At 71.2% G+C, this 15575-nt stretch carries 16 protein-coding genes; 3 read left to right on the top strand and 13 right to left on the bottom strand.

Features of this window, described 5'->3' with window-relative positions:
• Nucleotides 1-10: 10 nt before the first annotated feature.
• Nucleotides 11-1483: an APC family permease gene (locus ACEN9V_RS04225; RefSeq protein ID WP_413602258.1), complete on the bottom strand. Its 1473-nt coding sequence runs from the start codon at nucleotides 1481-1483 to the stop codon at nucleotides 11-13.
• A gap of 125 nt (nucleotides 1484-1608) precedes the next feature.
• Here ACEN9V_RS04225 and ACEN9V_RS04220 point away from each other — a divergent pair, with 125 nt between their 5' ends.
• Nucleotides 1609-2037, top strand: a complete 429-nt coding sequence (locus ACEN9V_RS04220) for a DUF6892 domain-containing protein (RefSeq protein ID WP_413602257.1) — start codon at nucleotides 1609-1611, stop codon at nucleotides 2035-2037.
• A 7-nt stretch (nucleotides 2038-2044) separates the two neighbouring features.
• Here the strand turns inward: ACEN9V_RS04220 and ACEN9V_RS04215 are convergent, their stop codons facing one another.
• From ACEN9V_RS04215 to ACEN9V_RS04205, 3 genes are read right to left on the bottom strand one after another with little or no spacing between them, the layout of a single operon-like run.
• Nucleotides 2045-2641 (bottom strand): uracil-DNA glycosylase, encoded by a 597-nt coding sequence (locus ACEN9V_RS04215; protein WP_413602256.1) that lies wholly within the window; start codon nucleotides 2639-2641, stop codon nucleotides 2045-2047.
• Nucleotides 2638-3840: a glycosyltransferase gene (locus ACEN9V_RS04210; protein WP_413602255.1), complete on the bottom strand. Its 1203-nt coding sequence runs from the start codon at nucleotides 3838-3840 to the stop codon at nucleotides 2638-2640. Before ACEN9V_RS04210 ends, ACEN9V_RS04215 begins: the two co-directional genes overlap by 4 nt.
• Nucleotides 3837-4685 (bottom strand): DUF429 domain-containing protein, encoded by an 849-nt coding sequence (locus tag ACEN9V_RS04205; RefSeq protein ID WP_413602254.1) that lies wholly within the window; start codon nucleotides 4683-4685, stop codon nucleotides 3837-3839. The genes ACEN9V_RS04210 and ACEN9V_RS04205 overlap by 4 nt, the downstream gene beginning before the upstream one ends.
• 39 nt (nucleotides 4686-4724) lie before the next feature.
• Between ACEN9V_RS04205 and ligD the strand changes: the two genes are divergently transcribed.
• Entirely contained in the window at nucleotides 4725-5744 is a 1020-nt protein-coding gene (gene ligD, locus ACEN9V_RS04200; RefSeq protein WP_413602253.1) for a non-homologous end-joining DNA ligase, read from the top strand.
• Here ligD and ACEN9V_RS04195 read toward each other — a convergent pair.
• The 3 genes from ACEN9V_RS04195 to ACEN9V_RS04185 all read right to left on the bottom strand — a co-directional run bounded on the left by ACEN9V_RS04195 (nucleotide 5741) and on the right by ACEN9V_RS04185 (nucleotide 7196).
• On the bottom strand, nucleotides 5741-5875 hold the full coding sequence (locus tag ACEN9V_RS04195) for a hypothetical protein (RefSeq protein ID WP_413602252.1): 135 nt from the start codon (nucleotides 5873-5875) through the stop codon (nucleotides 5741-5743). The genes ligD and ACEN9V_RS04195 overlap by 4 nt on opposite strands.
• Nucleotides 5872-6033 (bottom strand): hypothetical protein, encoded by a 162-nt coding sequence (locus tag ACEN9V_RS04190; RefSeq protein ID WP_413602251.1) that lies wholly within the window; start codon nucleotides 6031-6033, stop codon nucleotides 5872-5874. Before ACEN9V_RS04190 ends, ACEN9V_RS04195 begins: the two co-directional genes overlap by 4 nt.
• Before the next feature lie 119 nt (nucleotides 6034-6152).
• On the bottom strand, nucleotides 6153-7196 hold the full coding sequence (locus ACEN9V_RS04185; RefSeq protein ID WP_413602250.1) for an ATP-dependent DNA ligase: 1044 nt from the start codon (nucleotides 7194-7196) through the stop codon (nucleotides 6153-6155).
• Nucleotides 7197-7280: 84 nt separating this feature from the next.
• Here ACEN9V_RS04185 and ACEN9V_RS04180 point away from each other — a divergent pair, with 84 nt between their 5' ends.
• Nucleotides 7281-8321, top strand: a complete 1041-nt coding sequence (locus tag ACEN9V_RS04180) for an MBL fold metallo-hydrolase (protein ID WP_413602249.1) — start codon at nucleotides 7281-7283, stop codon at nucleotides 8319-8321.
• A 57-nt stretch (nucleotides 8322-8378) separates the two neighbouring features.
• On the opposite strand, the gene ACEN9V_RS04175 is transcribed toward ACEN9V_RS04180, so the two are convergent.
• The 6 genes from ACEN9V_RS04175 to ACEN9V_RS04150 form a co-directional block, all read right to left on the bottom strand.
• Nucleotides 8379-9023, bottom strand: coding sequence for an FMN-dependent NADH-azoreductase (locus ACEN9V_RS04175; protein WP_413602248.1), 645 nt, complete (start codon nucleotides 9021-9023; stop codon nucleotides 8379-8381).
• Nucleotides 9024-9063: 40 nt separating this feature from the next.
• Nucleotides 9064-9420 carry a VOC family protein gene (locus tag ACEN9V_RS04170; protein ID WP_413602247.1) on the bottom strand — a complete coding sequence of 119 codons (357 nt, stop codon included), beginning with the start codon at nucleotides 9418-9420 and terminating at the stop codon, nucleotides 9064-9066.
• A 251-nt stretch (nucleotides 9421-9671) separates the two neighbouring features.
• Nucleotides 9672-11195, bottom strand: coding sequence for a hypothetical protein (locus ACEN9V_RS04165; protein ID WP_413602246.1), 1524 nt, complete (start codon nucleotides 11193-11195; stop codon nucleotides 9672-9674).
• Nucleotides 11196-11414: 219 nt separating this feature from the next.
• Nucleotides 11415-12857, bottom strand: coding sequence for a hypothetical protein (locus tag ACEN9V_RS04160; protein ID WP_413602245.1), 1443 nt, complete (start codon nucleotides 12855-12857; stop codon nucleotides 11415-11417).
• A gap of 48 nt (nucleotides 12858-12905) precedes the next feature.
• A complete protein-coding gene (locus ACEN9V_RS04155) occupies nucleotides 12906-14495 on the bottom strand; it encodes a hypothetical protein (protein ID WP_413602244.1) in 1590 nt (529 codons plus the stop codon).
• A gap of 166 nt (nucleotides 14496-14661) precedes the next feature.
• The gene (locus tag ACEN9V_RS04150) at nucleotides 14662-15564 is read right to left on the bottom strand and encodes a LysR substrate-binding domain-containing protein (protein WP_281264120.1); all 903 of its coding nucleotides are present in this window, start codon (nucleotides 15562-15564) and stop codon (nucleotides 14662-14664) included.
• Nucleotides 15565-15575: the final 11 nt, after the last annotated feature.

Raw genomic sequence — 15575 nt, 5'->3', positions numbered from 1 at the left:
CCAGTTCGGGTCAGTTCCGGTGGTCTCCCTCGTGCGAGCCGCCCTGTGCTCCGTCGCGGACCACGCTCGTCGGTTCCGTGACGAGGCCGGTCGGCGCCTTGTCGGCCTGCTTCCTGCCGTGCGTGAACCACGTCACGATCCACAGCAGGATCCCGAGTCCGAGCAGGGCCCCGGCGATCTGGTATTGCTCGATGTCACGTCCGGACGAGAACGGCAGGACGAGCCACAGGCACGTGACGACACCGATGACCGGGATGACGACGCCCGCCCGGAAGTGCTTGTGCCCGACCTTGTCGCGGCGCAGCACCAGCACGGAAAGGTTCACGACGGCGAACACCGAGAGCAGCAACAGGGACGTGGTGCCGCCGAGCACGACGACGATGGGGGAGTCCGGGCTGAGCGAGACCCAGCCGATCAGCGCCAGCGAGATGAGCGTCGTGAAGACGATCGCGGTGGACGGGGTGCGACGGGTGGGGGAGACTTTCGACAGGAATCCCGGCAGGACGCCCTGCTTGCTCATGCCGTACAGCAACCGGGACGCCATCATCATGTTGATCAGCGCGGTGTTGGCGACGGCGAACATCGAGATGAACGGCAGCAGGTCCGCGATCGGGAAGTCCGGGGCGGCGGTCTGGACGACGGTGACGAGCGGCGTCTCGTTGCCGGCGAGCTGCCCGATCGGCACGACGGCGACGGCGCAGATCGACACGAGCACGTAGATCACCGCCGTGATCCCGAGGCCCGTCAGCATCACCTTCGGGAAGATCCGGGACGGGTCCTTCGTCTCCTCAGCCATGTTCACGGAGTCCTCGAATCCGACCATGGCGAAGAAGGCCAACGACGTCGCGGTCGACACCGACAGCAGCAGGCCCTTGTCTTCGGGGGTGTCGAACATGACCACGCGCGAGAAGTCCGCGTTGCCCCCGGCGATGGCCCAGAACCCGATCATGATCACCATGACGAGACCGCTGAGCTCGACGAGCGTCAGCACGACGTTGGTCCTCACGCTCTCGCTGACGCCCCGGAAGTTGACCGCCATCACCAGGAGCATGAAGCCCATGCCGATGAGCATCACGACCACGTTCGGCAGTTCGAGCCCGAAGCCGGCGCCGAGGTTCGCAGCGAACGCGCGGGATGCCGTCGACGCCGAGGTGATCCCCGAGCACATCACGATGAACGTGACGATGAACGTGACGAAGTGGATGCCGAACGCCTTGTGGACGTACAGCGCGGCTCCCGCGGTCTGCGGGTACTTCGTCACGAGTTCCAGGTACGAGAACGCGGTGAGCAGGGCGACGGCGAACGCGATGAGGAAGGGGAGCCACGCTGCTCCGCCGACCTCGGCCGCGACCTGACCGGTGAGGGCGTAGACGCCCGTGCCGAGGATGTCCCCGACGATGAACAACAGCAGGAGTTTGGGGCCGATGACCCGACGGAGCTCAGGCTGCTCCTGCTTCGGGGCCTCGGTGTTCGTGGTGGTCATGCACCACCCTCTTCCGGGGGACAGTATGCTGTCCGGCTTCACAGGGTTCTCCCCGGCGATCGCAACACGAACGTGTCCTGCTCGAAACCGGGCAGTCGCCGGACCGCACGGATACGCTGCGCACCATGGACGACGAGTCGAACACCACCGAGGAACCCGTCGAGTTCGCCGACTTCAACGCGAAGCTGCTCGTGCTCGACGTGCTCTGCTACGACCTCGACGTCATCGAGTCGTACGACGTGGAGTCCGCTGACGAGACCGAGGAGGACCTCGACGTCGAGGGGCAGGACGACCGGGCCCGTGAGTACTACGACGACATCGACCTGCTCCCCTCGCACCTGTCCCTCGTCACCGAGATCACGTTCGATCCGGACCTCGAGATCCTGCAGGACGTGCACCCCGGTTGGGACGGGTCCGACGACCGCTACGACCCGCAGAACTGGGACGACCTGCTCGAGCTCCCCGCGCTCACGACCGTGTACGCGACGACGAGGCTGCCCGCCCACGTGGCGGATGCCCTCGCCACGAAGGGCGTCGAGGTCCAGTCCGCCTGACGCCCCGTCAGCGGTTCAGCGCCGCGAGCTGCTCCGTGAACTGCGTCGCGCCGCCCTGCGCCGGGTGCCGGACCGCGATCGCCTCGATGCCGGCGAGCGCGAGCGACCCCTGGGCCTTCCGCCCGACGGCGATCACCCGCGATGCCCCGAGCGCCTCGATGAGCGCGAGCGCGACCGGCGCCCCGTCGCGGACCTCGGCCGGACGCGGCGTCCGGTTCGTCAGCCGGTCGGGTGCGACGAACGGGTGGTGCGGGAAGATCGCCCACGCGACGGGGAGCGGTCCGCTCCAGTCCTGGAGTGCCGCGTGCACGACCCGCGACGACGCCTCCCACGGCGCGGTCGGCTCCGGCGGCATCCGGTAGGTCGGGCCGAGTTCGCGGACGCTCGTGAACGGCACCCCGGTGTTCGTCATGCCGCGCCACCCCGGGGCCTCCGCGACGAGCAACGTGTCCGCGCCGTTGCCGACATCGGACAGGTACCGCGACAGGTTCGCCCGGCGCAGTCGCCCCTCCGCGGTACAGACGTCGTAGAGCGCCTCGGCGTCGTCCGCCACCGGCACCGCGTCGAGCGCTGCCCAGAAGCCGTCGAGGTCCGGTGCGGTCACGAGCGACCGAGCACCCGACCGTAGACCTGCTCGAGCCCGGCGGCCGAGCGTTCCCAGCTCAGGTGCTCCGCGTGTTCGCGCCCCGCTGCCGACAGCTCGGCGGCGTACGACGGCTCGGTCAGGATGCGCTCGATCTCCGCGGCCCAGACCTCCGGCGCACGGGACTCCAGCACGACGCCGGTCTCCCCGTCGACCACCGCCTCGCGGAGCCCACCGGCAGCGGCGGCCACGACGGGCACACCGGACGCGGATCCCTCGAGCGCGACGAGGCCGTACGTCTCCGAGTGCGACGGGACCAGTACGGCTGCCGCGCCGCGGAACAGGAACGCCAGGTCGGCCCGTGACTGCGGTCCGATGAAGGTGACGCGGTCGGCGATGCCGTGCGCGGCCGCGAGCCGACGCAGTTCGGCGAGGTAGTCGCCCGCTTCGCTCGAGGAGTCTCCGGCGATGACGAGGGTGGGACGGGCCTCCTGGCTGATGCCGGCGATCGCCTCGATCGCCAGGTCCAGGCCCTTGAGCGGCTGGACGCGTGCTGCGGCGACCACGTACGGGACGTCGGCGCGGCGGGCGCCGGCGGCAGCCGGTCGGAACACCGAGCCGTCGACGCCCGGGGGCACGATCCACAGGCGGCCGGGGTCGCCGCCGAGTCGGGTGCGCACGGTCTCGGCCTCGGACTCGCTGACGACGACGACCGCGTCGGACTCGCGCGCGAGCATCGCTTCGCCGGCCATGCGACCAGCGGACTCCGGGCGTTCGCCCTCCGACAGCGGGGTCGCGGAGTCGGCGGCGATCGAGTGGAAGGACTGCACGTGCGGGATGCCGCGGTCTCGGGCGACGGGCAGCGCGGCCGCGCCGGAGAACCAGTGGTGCGAGTGCAGCACGTCGAACGGGCCGAGCGCTGCGAGTCCGTGCCGGAACGGTTCGATGAACGCGTCGTGCTCGCCCTTCGGCACGGGTTCGGCCGGCCCGGCGGACAGGAACCGCAGGCAGACGCCGGGCACGAGCGACACGGAGTCCGGCTGCGCCGGTGCCGAGCGGCGGGTGATGATCTCGACGTGGTGGCCGCGGTCGGCGAGGGCCTCTGCCTGGTGCCGGACGACGACGTTCATGCCGCCGACCTCGCCGGAACCCGGTTCGTCACCGGGGGAGGTGTGCAGCGAGACGAGCCCGATGCGCAGCGGTTCGGTCGTCGTGCTCACGACTCCAACCCTAGCCGCGGGCGCCGTTGCGACTCACGGGTCGGGGCCACGACCACCGGCTTCCGGCCCGCCTCGTCCACCGGGTCGGACGGGAGGCTCGGATCACCTCCCAGCACCTGCACCCGTCGGTCGCCGTGCCGGTCCCAGAACGCGGCCGTCCAGGCGCACAGCACGCCGTCGAGCAGGTCTTCCCGGTGCTTGTGCGTCGGGCCGTGCAGCACGGACGGGTCGGCGAGCGCAGCCGTCAGCGGGTGCGAGTCGAGGGCGAGTGGTGGGTCGAGCGGCGTCTCCCGAAGTCGTCGCACGAGGTCGTCGAACGCCTCGGCCCGCCTGGCCCTCGCCGTCGCGGGCGTGATCCTGGTGTCGAGGCGCTTGTACCGGGGGCGTTCGTCGTCGTAGCCGAGCTCTGCTACCCCCACGAGCGTCGTGTAGGGGTAGCACTCGAACAACACGGGCGTGGTCCGCGCGTGCATCCCCGCGGTGTCCGAGACGTACCCGACTCCGAGCGCGGTGAGCCGATCGAGCAGCCGCGCGCCGGCGCTCGCCGCTGATGCGAGGTTCGTCGGGTTCGCGGCGACCTTCCACCGGCCGTAGCGCTGTCCGACCTGTCGCTCGGCCTCGCGGATGCCCGTCGGGTTCGTCACGACGAGCGACGCGTCCACGCCGATGAGGGTCCGAGGGCCGAGGTGTTCCACGACCCACGCGGTCACGGCGTCCACGCCACGGGCCCACCCGGCGTCGAGGACGTTCCCGTGCTCGTCGAGCGCCGCGAGCCCCGTCTCGTTCGCAGCTCGCCGTGCGGTCCCGAGTCCCCACGCCAGGTCCACTCCGAGGTACGCGCTCACACGCCCATCCTCTCGCGCGGCCGGTGTAGGTTCCGCTGCATGGCGAGCGAAGCGACGACGCTGACCGTTCCGGGGCCCGACGGCGACCGGGAGGTCCGACTGACGAGCCCGTCGCGCGTGCTCTGGCCGGACGCCGGCGTCACGAAGCTCGACCTCGCGAACTACCTCGTCACCGTGGGAGACGCGTTCGTCCGGGCGAACGGGGACCGCCCGGTGTCGCTGCAGCGGTTCCCCGGTGGTGTCGACGGCGAGCAGTTCTTCTCGAAGAACCCGCCGAAGGGAGCGCCCGACTACTTCCGCTCCGTGACGGTGACGTACCCGAGCGGTCGGCAGCACCCGCAGCTCGTGCTCGACGAACCGGCCGTGGCGGTGTGGGCAGCACAGATGAACACCGTCGTGTTCCACCCGTGGGCGTCCAGGGCCTCGGACAGCGACCACCCGGACCAGCTCCGGATCGACCTCGACCCGCAACCCGGCACCGACTTCCACGACACCGTCCCCGTCGCCGAGGAGCTGCGGAAGGTCCTCGACGAGGTCGGGCTCACCACGTGGATCAAGACGAGCGGGAACCGCGGGCTGCACGTCTTCGCGCCGATCGTCCCCGAGTACGAGTTCCTGGACGTCCGGCATGCCGTGATCGCCGCGGCACGCGAACTCGAACGGCGGATGCCCGACCGGGTGACGACGGCGTGGTGGAAGGAGGAACGGGGGAGCCGGGTGTTCGTCGACTTCAACCAGGCGAACCGTGACCGCACGATGGCGGGTGCCTACAGTCCACGGGCGTTGGCGCACGCCTCGGTCTCGGCACCGATCACGTGGGACGAGCTCCCGGATGCAGACCCGACGGCGTTCACGGTGCTGACGATGCCCGACCGGCTGCGGGCAACAGGGGACCCGTGGGAGACGATGGGCGCGGAGTCGGCGTCGATCGCGCCACTGCTGACGTGGTGGGAGCGTGACCTGGAGAACGGTCTCGGTGAGCTGCCCTTCCCGCCCGACTTCCCGAAGATGCCCGGCGAGCCCCCGCGCGTCCAGCCGTCCCGGGCGAAGAAGCCCTAGAGCGCGGAGTCGTCCGGGAGCAGGTCCTCGACGCGGGTCGTGTGCATCGGCAGCTCGATCGTGGCGGAGTGCAGCCGCGCGAGCTTGGACCACGTGGGGCGGTGTGCCTCGCTGATGCCGTCGACGATCATGCGCCGAGTCCGATCGTGACGAGTGCGAGCGCGGTGGCGGTGACGCCGGCGATGCCGCTGATGACTGCGCTGAGCTGCAGCATGCGCTGGTGACGTGCTTCGCGGACCTCGCTCAGCGGGCTGCGCTGCGTGTGTCGGACGAGAGTTGCGTTGCTCATGTCGGTCCGCTCCGATCCGTGGTGGCACCCTTGGTCGGCTGCCGTGACCCGATCATTCCACGAAGTTACTAGTTTGGCTAACTAGTTCGGAGATCGGACATCACGAAGCGGCAACACCGTCAGGACAGCACGTCGCGCAGGTCGTAGGCAGCGGGGACCTCGAGTTGCTCGAAGCCGCACGACCGGGCATCGCGGTCCGGCCGCCAGCGCTCGAACTGCACCGTGTGCCGGAACCGCGCGCCCTCCATCTGGTCGTACCGGACCTCCAGGACCCGCTCCGGCGACAGGCGGACGAAGGACGTGTCGCGACCCGACGAGAACCGCGACTTCTCCCCGTCACCGGTCACGGGCGTCCCGTCCGCGTCGCGGAGGACCACCGGGTCGAGCTCCTCGACCAGCGCGAGTCGGCGCTTGTCGGAGAAGGCGGACACGCCGCCGACCTGCCGGAGCTCGCCGTCCTCCCCGTACAACCCGACCAACAGCGAGCCGACCCCGCTGCCGCTCTTGTGCACGCGGTACCCGATCGCGACGACGTCCGCCGTCCGGTGGTGCTTGACCTTGAACATCGATCGTTTGCCGGGCTCGTAGGGCCGAGCCCGGGGCTTCGCGACGACTCCGTCGAGCCCGGCACCCTCGAACGTCGTCAGCCACTCGCGCGCCAGGTCCACGTCGAGGGTGGTCCGCGTCACGAACAGCGGGTCGGCGAGTTCGTCGGCCAGGGCCTGCAGCCGGGTACGCCGCTCGTCGAACGGCAGGTCCACGAGCTCCTCGCCGTCCGCAGCCAGCAGGTCGAAGGCCACGAACTGCGCAGGGGTCTCCGCACTGAGCTTCCGGATGCGGGACTCCGCCGGGTGGATGCGTTGGGACAGTGCTTCCCAGTCGAGCCGTTCGTGTCCGGGTTCGCCGGCGCGCAGCACGACCTCGCCGTCGAGGACCACCGGGTGGTCACGCCCGCCGAACTGGGTGCGGAACGCCTCGACCAGCTCGGGGAAGTACCGGGTGAGTGGCTTCGCGCCACGACTGCCGATCTCGACGTCGTCGCCGTCGATCGTCACGATGCCCCGGAACCCGTCCCACTTCGGTTCGTACCGGAGGCCACCCGTCACACGGTCGGGTTCCGGTACCTCGGGGACGGCCTTGGCGAGCATCGGTGCGATCTCCATGGGTCATGTGTACGCGCTGTCGCGCACGCGGCCTGGAGGCTCGGGGCATCCGGGTGCGCCGGTCCGGCTCGCTAGGGTGGCCGGGTGACGACCGTTCCGCCCGCATCGCCGTCCCCGACGCCGATCAGTCCCGTGCAGGCGGCGGCGCTCGCCGACGGAGTGCTGCCCCCGGTCGAGGAGGTCCGCCCCGGCGTGTGGACGCTCGCCGTCCCGTTCCGGTTCGGTGTGCCCGACGCCACGCTCGTCTACGTCGTCGAGGCCACGGACGGCTCCCTGGCGCTCATCGACCCCGGGTGGAGCGACGACGGCGCGCTCGACGTCCTGGACGCCGGGCTCCGGTCGATCGGCCGGTCGGTGCGGGACGTCGGACTGGTCGCCGTGACGCACCTGCACGCCGACCACCTCGGCGCCGCGACCGCCGTCCGACGGATGTCCGGGGCGCCCATCGCGATGCACGCGGCCGAGGTCCGGGCGCTCGACCACGAGCGCGACGACGCAGCAGCGCACGAGGCCGAGATCGCCACGTGGGGCGTACCGCACGGGCTGCGCGACGGACTCACCGCGGCGTGGGGAGCGGGTCGGCACATCGGGCTCGGCGCGATCGAGCCGCCGTACGCCGACGTCCTGCTCGACGACGGGGACCTGCTGCCGATCGCCGGGCGGACGATCCGGTCGCTCTGGACGCCGGGGCACACCGCAGGGCACCTCTGCTTCCTCGACGAAGCCGACGGGCTGCTCTTCACGGGCGACCACGTGCTGCCGCGGATCAACTCCGGCATCGGGCTCGGCGGCCGCACCGACTCGAACCCGCTCGGGGACTACCTGGCGTCGTTGGCGAAGCTCGACCCGTACGTGGAGCTCGAGGTGTGCCCGGGGCACGAGTACCGGTTCCGCGACGTGGTGTCCCGCGCGCAGACCCTCGTCCGGCACCGGGAGGAGCGGAGTCGCCACGTCGCCGAGGCGCTCGACACGCTGGACGCCCCGACGCTGTTCGAGGTCGCGTCGCGCGTGCCGTTCAGTGGCGGCATCGAGTCGATGACGGGGTTCCTGCTCGCGAGCGCGCTGACGCAGACGGCGTTCCACGCCGACCTGCTCGGGCGGGCCGACGAGATCCGCCCCGCCTGAGCGCACCCGGCGTCGCCGGCCCCGGCCGCCGGGCCCGCTCCGGTCAGGCGACAGTGGTCAGACGACGGTGGTCGCGAGGCGCTCCAGCGTCGTCTTGGCGTCGTGGAACTCGGCGGCCGCGTGGTCGGCCAGCGGCGCGAGCGCCGGGAGCCGGTCCGCGAGTGTGGCGCTCACCGTGATCGGGTACTGACGCATCCCCAGGGCGGTCCCGAGGATGAGCTCCAGCACGGGCGATCCGTGGTCCCAGTGCTCGGTCGGGGTACCGGCGTCGTAGGTCGCCCCGCGGCTGACGATCGTCACGACGGGCTTGCCGGCGAGGGGCTGTGCGTCCCCGTCGAACGCGGGCGCGAGGACTCCCGGCACGTGGATGCGATCGATCCAGGCCTTGAGCGACGACGGCACCGTGTAGTTGTAGAGCGGCGATCCGACCACGACGGCGTCGGCGTCGAGCAGCTCGTCGATGATCTCCTGGCGGAGCGCTTCGGCCTCGGGCGCGACGGACTCCTCGGCGGTGCGGTCGGCGGCGGCCCAGTGCAGTGCCGAGCTCTCCAGGTGCGGGAGCGGTGCCGTGTGCAGGTCCCGGTGCACCACGGTGTACTCCGGACCCCGAGCGCGCCACGCGTCGGCGAACGCAGCGGTCAGCGCACGGGAACGGGAGTGGGAGAGGTCGGCGGACGAGTCGATCTGGAGCAGCGTGGGCATACCCCAACGCTATCGACGTCTGCCGTCCTCCGGCGGGCGATCAGGCAGTCGGCGGTGCGTAGAACTGCAGGTCGTTGCCCTCCGAGTCCTTGAAGGGGGCGATACGACCCCACTCGTGGTCCGAGATGCCGCCCGTGAAGTCGACGCCCGCGTCGCTCAGCCGCTCGACCTCGGCATCGATGGTGCCGTCCGGCTGGAAGGTGATCACCGCGCCGCCGTCGACGGAGCCGGAGGCGTCCTCGCGGCCGTTCAGCCCGATCATCAGGCCGTTCGCGTCGATCTCCGACCAGTCGTCGTCCTGGCTCGTCACGGTGAGACCGAGGGCGTCCCGGTAGAAGGCCACCGCCCGGTCCATGTCGGTCACCGGTACCCACACTGCTGCGACTCCGCTTGCCATGTGCACTCCTCGGGTCATGGGTGGGCCGAGGCCCGCCCGCTCGGGGCCTCCCGCATCCGCGGCGACCCGATTCGAGTGTGCGCTGCCGCACCGGTGTGCCCTCACGGCTCCGGCGCCGGTCGCGGCCACAGGACGGACGGGAGGCTCCTGCCGGACTCCGGCAGGAGCCTCCCGTCCGGACCGTGGAACGCGACAGCGCCGGTCGGCCTGGACGGTCGACCGGCGCTGTGCGGATCAGTGCTGGGTGCGGATCAGCGCTGGGTGCGGCGACGCAGCGCGCGCAGGCCGACCAGGCCGGCACCGGCGGCGAGCATCGCGAGCGCCCACGGCAGGGCGCCGGTGGCGTCCGAGCCGGTGTAGGCGAGCTGGCCCTTGGCCGTCGTCGGCGTGACCGCTGCGACCGGGGCCGTCACCACGGTGGGGTTCACCGTGACGGGGAAGGAGACGGAGAGCCCGTCCTCGGCGACCGTCAGCACGTGGGTGGACGCGTGCGGGAAGGTGACCTTGGTCGAGAACGAGTCGTCGTCCCAGGCGATCTGGTCGTCCGCGTGGTCGCTCGTCACGGTCGCCATCGGGAAGTTGCCGTCGTCGTCGAACTCGACGGTGCTGTTGCCGAACTCGTCCACGGGGGAGCCGTCCACCCACAGCGAGCCGCCCTGCTGCACGGTCGGCTGTCCACCGTCGGTGATGGTCGGCTCGGCGTCCAGGTCGGCCGGGAAGGAGATCGAGGTGATCGCCCCGTTCGGCTCGATGATCCACACGTTGGACGCGTGGACGCCGTCGAACGCGTCCTGGGCCGAGGTGTCGGTCGCGGAGGCCATGACGCCCACCGCGGCACCCGGGTCGACGACGACCTCGACGTACTCCGTCGCCTTCGAGGTGCCGTTCGAGGCGACGACCGTGAAGTCGAAGGTGCTCGCGGCCGTGACCTCGCCGCGCAGTGTCGCGGTCGCAGCGTCGAAGACCGTGTCGTACGGCAGGTAGGACTCGGGCTGGTCGTCCGGGTCGGTCGGGTCCGAGCTGTCCGGGTCGGTGTAGCCGATGGCGTAGGTGACGTCGCCGCTGCCCTTCGACACGACGAAGGTCTCGTCGAGCGTGTCGCCCGCCGTGACCTCGATCCTGCGCGGAGCGTCGGCGGTCGTCTTCGTGTCGTACGCGACGTCCTCGGTGACGACGTCGGTCTCGGCGGTCGCGGTGTTCCCGTTCCCGTCGGTGACCAGGACGGAGATCCGCTTGCCGAGGTCGGCGGTCGTCACCGAGTAGGCCGGCGTGATCTCCGCGACGGTCTGTCCGCCGTCGGTCGACCACGCGTACTGGTAGGTGCCGCTCAGTTCCGGGGCGTCGACGCGGAGGGTGGTGCCGACCTTGGCGTCGCCGACGATCTTCGCGTCGGAGGCCACTGCGGCCTTCGAGGAGACCGCCGAGTCCGTGGTGGTCGACGGGGTGGTCGGGGCCTGCTGGGCTGCCGGGTCGGTCTGGTCCGTCGTGGTCGAGGCACCCGGGTCCGTCGACGGCGCGGGGTCGGTCGACACCGGGGTGGTGGGATCGGTGCCGGGCTCGTCGGCGGTGGGCGTCGTCGGCGTCTCCGATGAAGCGGGCGTCGTGTCGGTGTTCGTCTGCGCGTTCGGGTCGGCGGGCGCGGAGACGGCTGGCGTCGAGTCGTCGGCGTACGCGGCGGTCGCGGTGACCATGCCGAGGCCGGTGGTCAGGCCGATGAGTGCGATCGTGGTGCCGACGGCGCAGGCGCGTCGGACACCGGAGGTGCTGCGGTGCACGGGTTCCCCCAGTGTTCGGGTCCGGACGGTGCCGGATCGTAAGAATCCGCCGAGAATCTCAGGCGTGCTCGGATCGTACTGATGAGCGCGCACCCGCAGGAACACGGCTGTCCGGAATGTGACCCGGGTTGGGGGTCCAGGTCCCGACGCACGGACGAGGCAGGCACGACCGTGTCGGACGTGCCTGCCTCGCGCCGGTCGCTCAGGTGGCGTTGACGCTCACGCGCGGCGTCGCCGCATGCGTGCGACGACGAGCGCAGCACCCGCGCCGAGCAGTCCGAGCGCCCATGCGAGCGGCCCGCTGGTGTCCGCGCCGGTGTACGCCAGCTGGCCGGAGGGGGTGCGCGTCGTCGTCGATGAGGTCGACGTGACCGCGGGCAGTGGATCGACCTGGATCGTGAAGGTCTGGGTGAGTGAACCCGATCGGACGGTGATCACGTGTGGGCTCGCGTGCGTGAACCGAAGCGTGACGGTGTCGGTGCTGTCCGTCGGGGTGAAGGTGTCGCCGTCCACGGACGAGGACCAGGTCAGGTCCGGCAGCTCGGCGACGTTGTCGAGTCGGTCGAAGCCGAGCGCGCCGAGCTCCAGCGAGCCGTCCTGGCGGACGCGGATCGGCTTGGTCGGGTCGCCGGTCTGGACCTCGGTCGAGTCGCTGTAGGTGACGGAACCGTCCGTGTCCACAACCCACGACGGCCATCCGGTCGACGTGATCTCGCCGCGGACGACGACACGCAACCCGACCACCGGACCGGACGACACGTCGAGCACGACCTTCGAGATCTCGCTGCCGTTCGGGTGCAGCCCCGTCGAGGTGTGCAACCAGAACTCGGACACACCGAGCGAGGTCGGCGTGCCCGACAGCGTGCCGTCAGCGGAGAACGTCACACCGTCCGGCAACACACTGTCGTCCGCCGGGGCATCGGGGCCATCGCTCACGAAGTACTGCAGCCCGTCGCCGTCGAACGCGGCGAGGCTCTGCGAGAACGGCTCGTCGATGGACGCGTGGACGGTCTGGGTGCCCAGGTAGCCCCAACGCATGTCCGGGTTCTCGGCGACCGGCGCGGTCAACTCGCTCGTGACGGTCGTCGGCTCCTGTCCCGGAGCGGTCCCGGTGACCCGGACACGCAGCCGGTCGAGCTGGCCGAGCGTCGGGCTGATCGTCATGCTCGCGTCGGTGGCGCCGACGACGTCGAGCGGCTCGCCATCGGCGAAGGACGACTGCCACTGGTAGGTGAACGTCGTGCCCTCTGGCCAGCCGGCCGTGTCGGCGGTCAGGGTGTGCCAGTCCTCGACGATTCCGCTGACGGTGACCGTGCCCGCGGGTGTGACGTCCGTGCTCGAGACGTCCGTGCTCGGGACGTCCGTGCTCGAGACGTCCGTCGGGGGTGCTGTCGGAGCCGAGGCGGCACCGGACGGTGTCGGACCGGCGTCGGTGGTGCCGCCCGCGTCGGCCGGGGTGACGGCATCGGCCGTGGCGGTCGTCGTGGACGTCGCAGTCCCCGTTTCGGTCGGGGCATCGGCATCGGCGGTCGTCGCGGACGTCGCCGTGGACGTGTCGTCGGCGACGGCCGCTGTGGCGCCGAGTCCGAGCGTCGTCGAGCAGATGCCGACGAGCACGGCGGTGACGACCGTGCAACGGCGGATGGTGGTGGTGCGGAACAAGGAGGCCCCCAATGAGCGTCAGGTGGTGATGAAGGTCGCGACGGGGTGTCAGGCGCGGCGTCGCCGTGCGCGATGCACCAGGAGTGCGCCGCCGGCGGCGAGCAGTCCGAGCGCCCAGGCGATCGGACCGGTCGCATCGGCACCCGTGTACGCGAGCTGGCCCGTACCGGACGTCGGCTTCGTCGCGACCACGGTCGTCGCCGTCGGGGTCACGTCGATGGTGAACGAGATCGACAGGTCGCCGTGGGTGGCGGTGATCACGTGCTCGCTCGCGTGGGCGAACGTCAGGCGAGCCGCCCCGGCATCCAGGGCCCCGGGGGACAGCGACGTGTCGAACGAGTCCCCGGCGACCGAGGAACTCCACCGCACACCGCCGTCCTCGAAGAGCACGGTGTCACCGAACGCGTCGGTCCCGGCGACGTCGAGGTTGACCTCCGCGGTCTGGGGGACCCGCAACGGCGTGGCCGGATCGCCGTACCAGTCCTGGGGGTTGCTCGTGTAGCGCGTGGACCCGTCAGGGGCGATCTGCCACAGGTCGTACGGACGGTCGTCGGTGGACGTGTACGCCCACACGCGCATGGAGACTGCCGGGGCGGCCTCGGTCGTGAAGAACACCCGCATCGCGGTCCCGCCGTCCGGGTGCCTCGACGTCGAGACGTGCACCCAGAGCATGGTGTACCCAGCAACGGTCGGTGTCCCGGACAGCGTCCCGTCCGGGCTGAAGGACACCCCCGCCGGCAGGACGCCGGGGTCCGAGGAGCCGCCCGGTTGGTCGTTGACGAAGTACTGCAGGCCGTCTCCCTCGAACGCGGCGAGGCTGACCGAGAACGGTTCGCCCACCCGTGTGGGCACGTCGCGGATGGCCAGGGGGCGGAATCCAGTCGGGTCGTCCGCGATCGGGGCGGTCGCGGCGCTGGTGACGGTCGTCGGGTCCTCGCCGGGCGCGGTGCCCGTCACGCGGACCTGCACCGTGCCGTCCACGTCCTGCGGGTCGACGACGTAGGTGTCTGTGGTCGCCCCCGCGACGTCGGTCGATCCGTCCCGGTCGGTGAACACCCACTGGTAGGTGAACGTCGTGTCCGCGGGCCAGCCGTCCGTGGACGCCGAGAGCGTGTGGAAGATCGTCGTCGTGCCGGTCACGGCGACGGTGCCGGCCGGCGTGACGGCATCGGTCGTGACGTCGGGACCGCCCTCGGCCGACGTCTCGCCCGTGGGCGCTGCGTCATCTGCTGGCGCTGCGTCGTCCGCTGGCGCCGCGTCGTCCGTGGGCGCCGCGTCGTCCGCGGGCGCCGCGTCGTCCGGTGTGGCTGCGTCGTCCGCGGGCGTGTCGGTTCCCGCCGGAGCCGTGTCCCCGGCCGGCTCGTCCGCAGGAACCGGTGCGGTGGTGCCGTCGGTCGGGGCGGGATCGTCCGTGGCGGTCGCGGTCGGGGCCACCTCGGGCGTCGCCGAGGCCACCGGAGTCGTGCTCGCGGCGCTCGTCGTGCTCACCGCGCTCGTCGCCGCAGCAGCCTCGGGCTCGGCGGCGGACGCCGTGGTTGCGCCGAGCCCGAGGCCGAACGCCGACGAGCCTGCGACGATCGCGACGGCAGTGCCGACGGCCGCGTACCTGCGAACCCTCGACGTGGAGTGTGTGGTCATCGTTTCCCCCCAGAGGAACGTGTCGTCAGTGGCGGTCCGGAGTGGCCGCTCAGCAGTGAGCGTAGGGTGAGCGGGCGCTCAGGAACCGCCTCGTTCGATCACGATCCGGCAACGGAAAAAGTTCCGCAAACCTTGTCATGATCGGGGATTTTCCGACATGGAGCGCTCAGGAACGCGGGGCGGCTGCTGCCCGTTCGAGGGCGTCGCGGAACGCCGAGACCGCCGGTGACTCGGCACTCGCGATGCGCTGCGCGGTGAAGAGCGTGCGACGTGCCGGATCGGGGAGCTCGAGCAACCGGCAGCTCGTGGACCGACCGGCCCAGACGAGGTCGGGCATGAGTGCGACGGCGTTCCCGGACTCGATGAGCCGGATCTGGGCCTGCAGGTCGGCGGTCTCGTAGCGGACGTCGGGTTCGAAGCCCGCGCGGCGGCAGGTCTGCTCGGCGAAGTGCCGTGATGCGGCCCCTCGCGGCTCCATGACCCACGGCAGCTCGGCGGCCTCGGCGAGGGACGACACCGGCCAGAGGGCCGTGTCCTCCGGGGGGAGTGCGAGTCGCACGGGGTCGGTCGTCAGGTCGCGGCTGTCGAGCCCGGGGAAGCGCGGAGCCGCGTGCGCGGGGTACTGCTCGGCGACGACCATGTCGAAGTCCCGCGCCCAGGTCTCGCCAAGTGCCGTCTCCGGTTCGCGCTGCACCATCTCGACGCGGACGTCGGGGTGCTCGATCGCCATGGTCCGGAGCGCGCTCGGCATCAGGGCGAGCGCCGCCGACTGGAACACGGCCACCCGGATGCGTCCCTGCACGGTGGTCAGTGTCGACTCGACCGACGCCTGGGCACGCTCCAGGGTGTCGAGGACGTCGCTCGCCGCGGCCACGAGCACCTCCGCCTGCGGGGTGAGCTGCAGCCGCCGTCCCGCCTTGCGCAGGAGCTGGACGCCGGCCTCCCGCTCGAGGACCGCGAGCTGCTGCGACACCGCCGACGGGGTGAAGTTCAGCGCCTCGGCGACGGCCGCGACGGTGCCCCGGATGGAGAGTTCCCGGAGGAGGACGAGACGGCGGACGTCGAGCATGCAGAAAGGAT

The sequence above is a fragment of the Curtobacterium sp. Curtsp57 genome, from assembly GCF_047324335.1.
Lineage (GTDB): Bacteria > Actinomycetota > Actinomycetes > Actinomycetales > Microbacteriaceae > Curtobacterium.
This window is presented reverse-complemented; position numbering and strand designations above follow the sequence as displayed.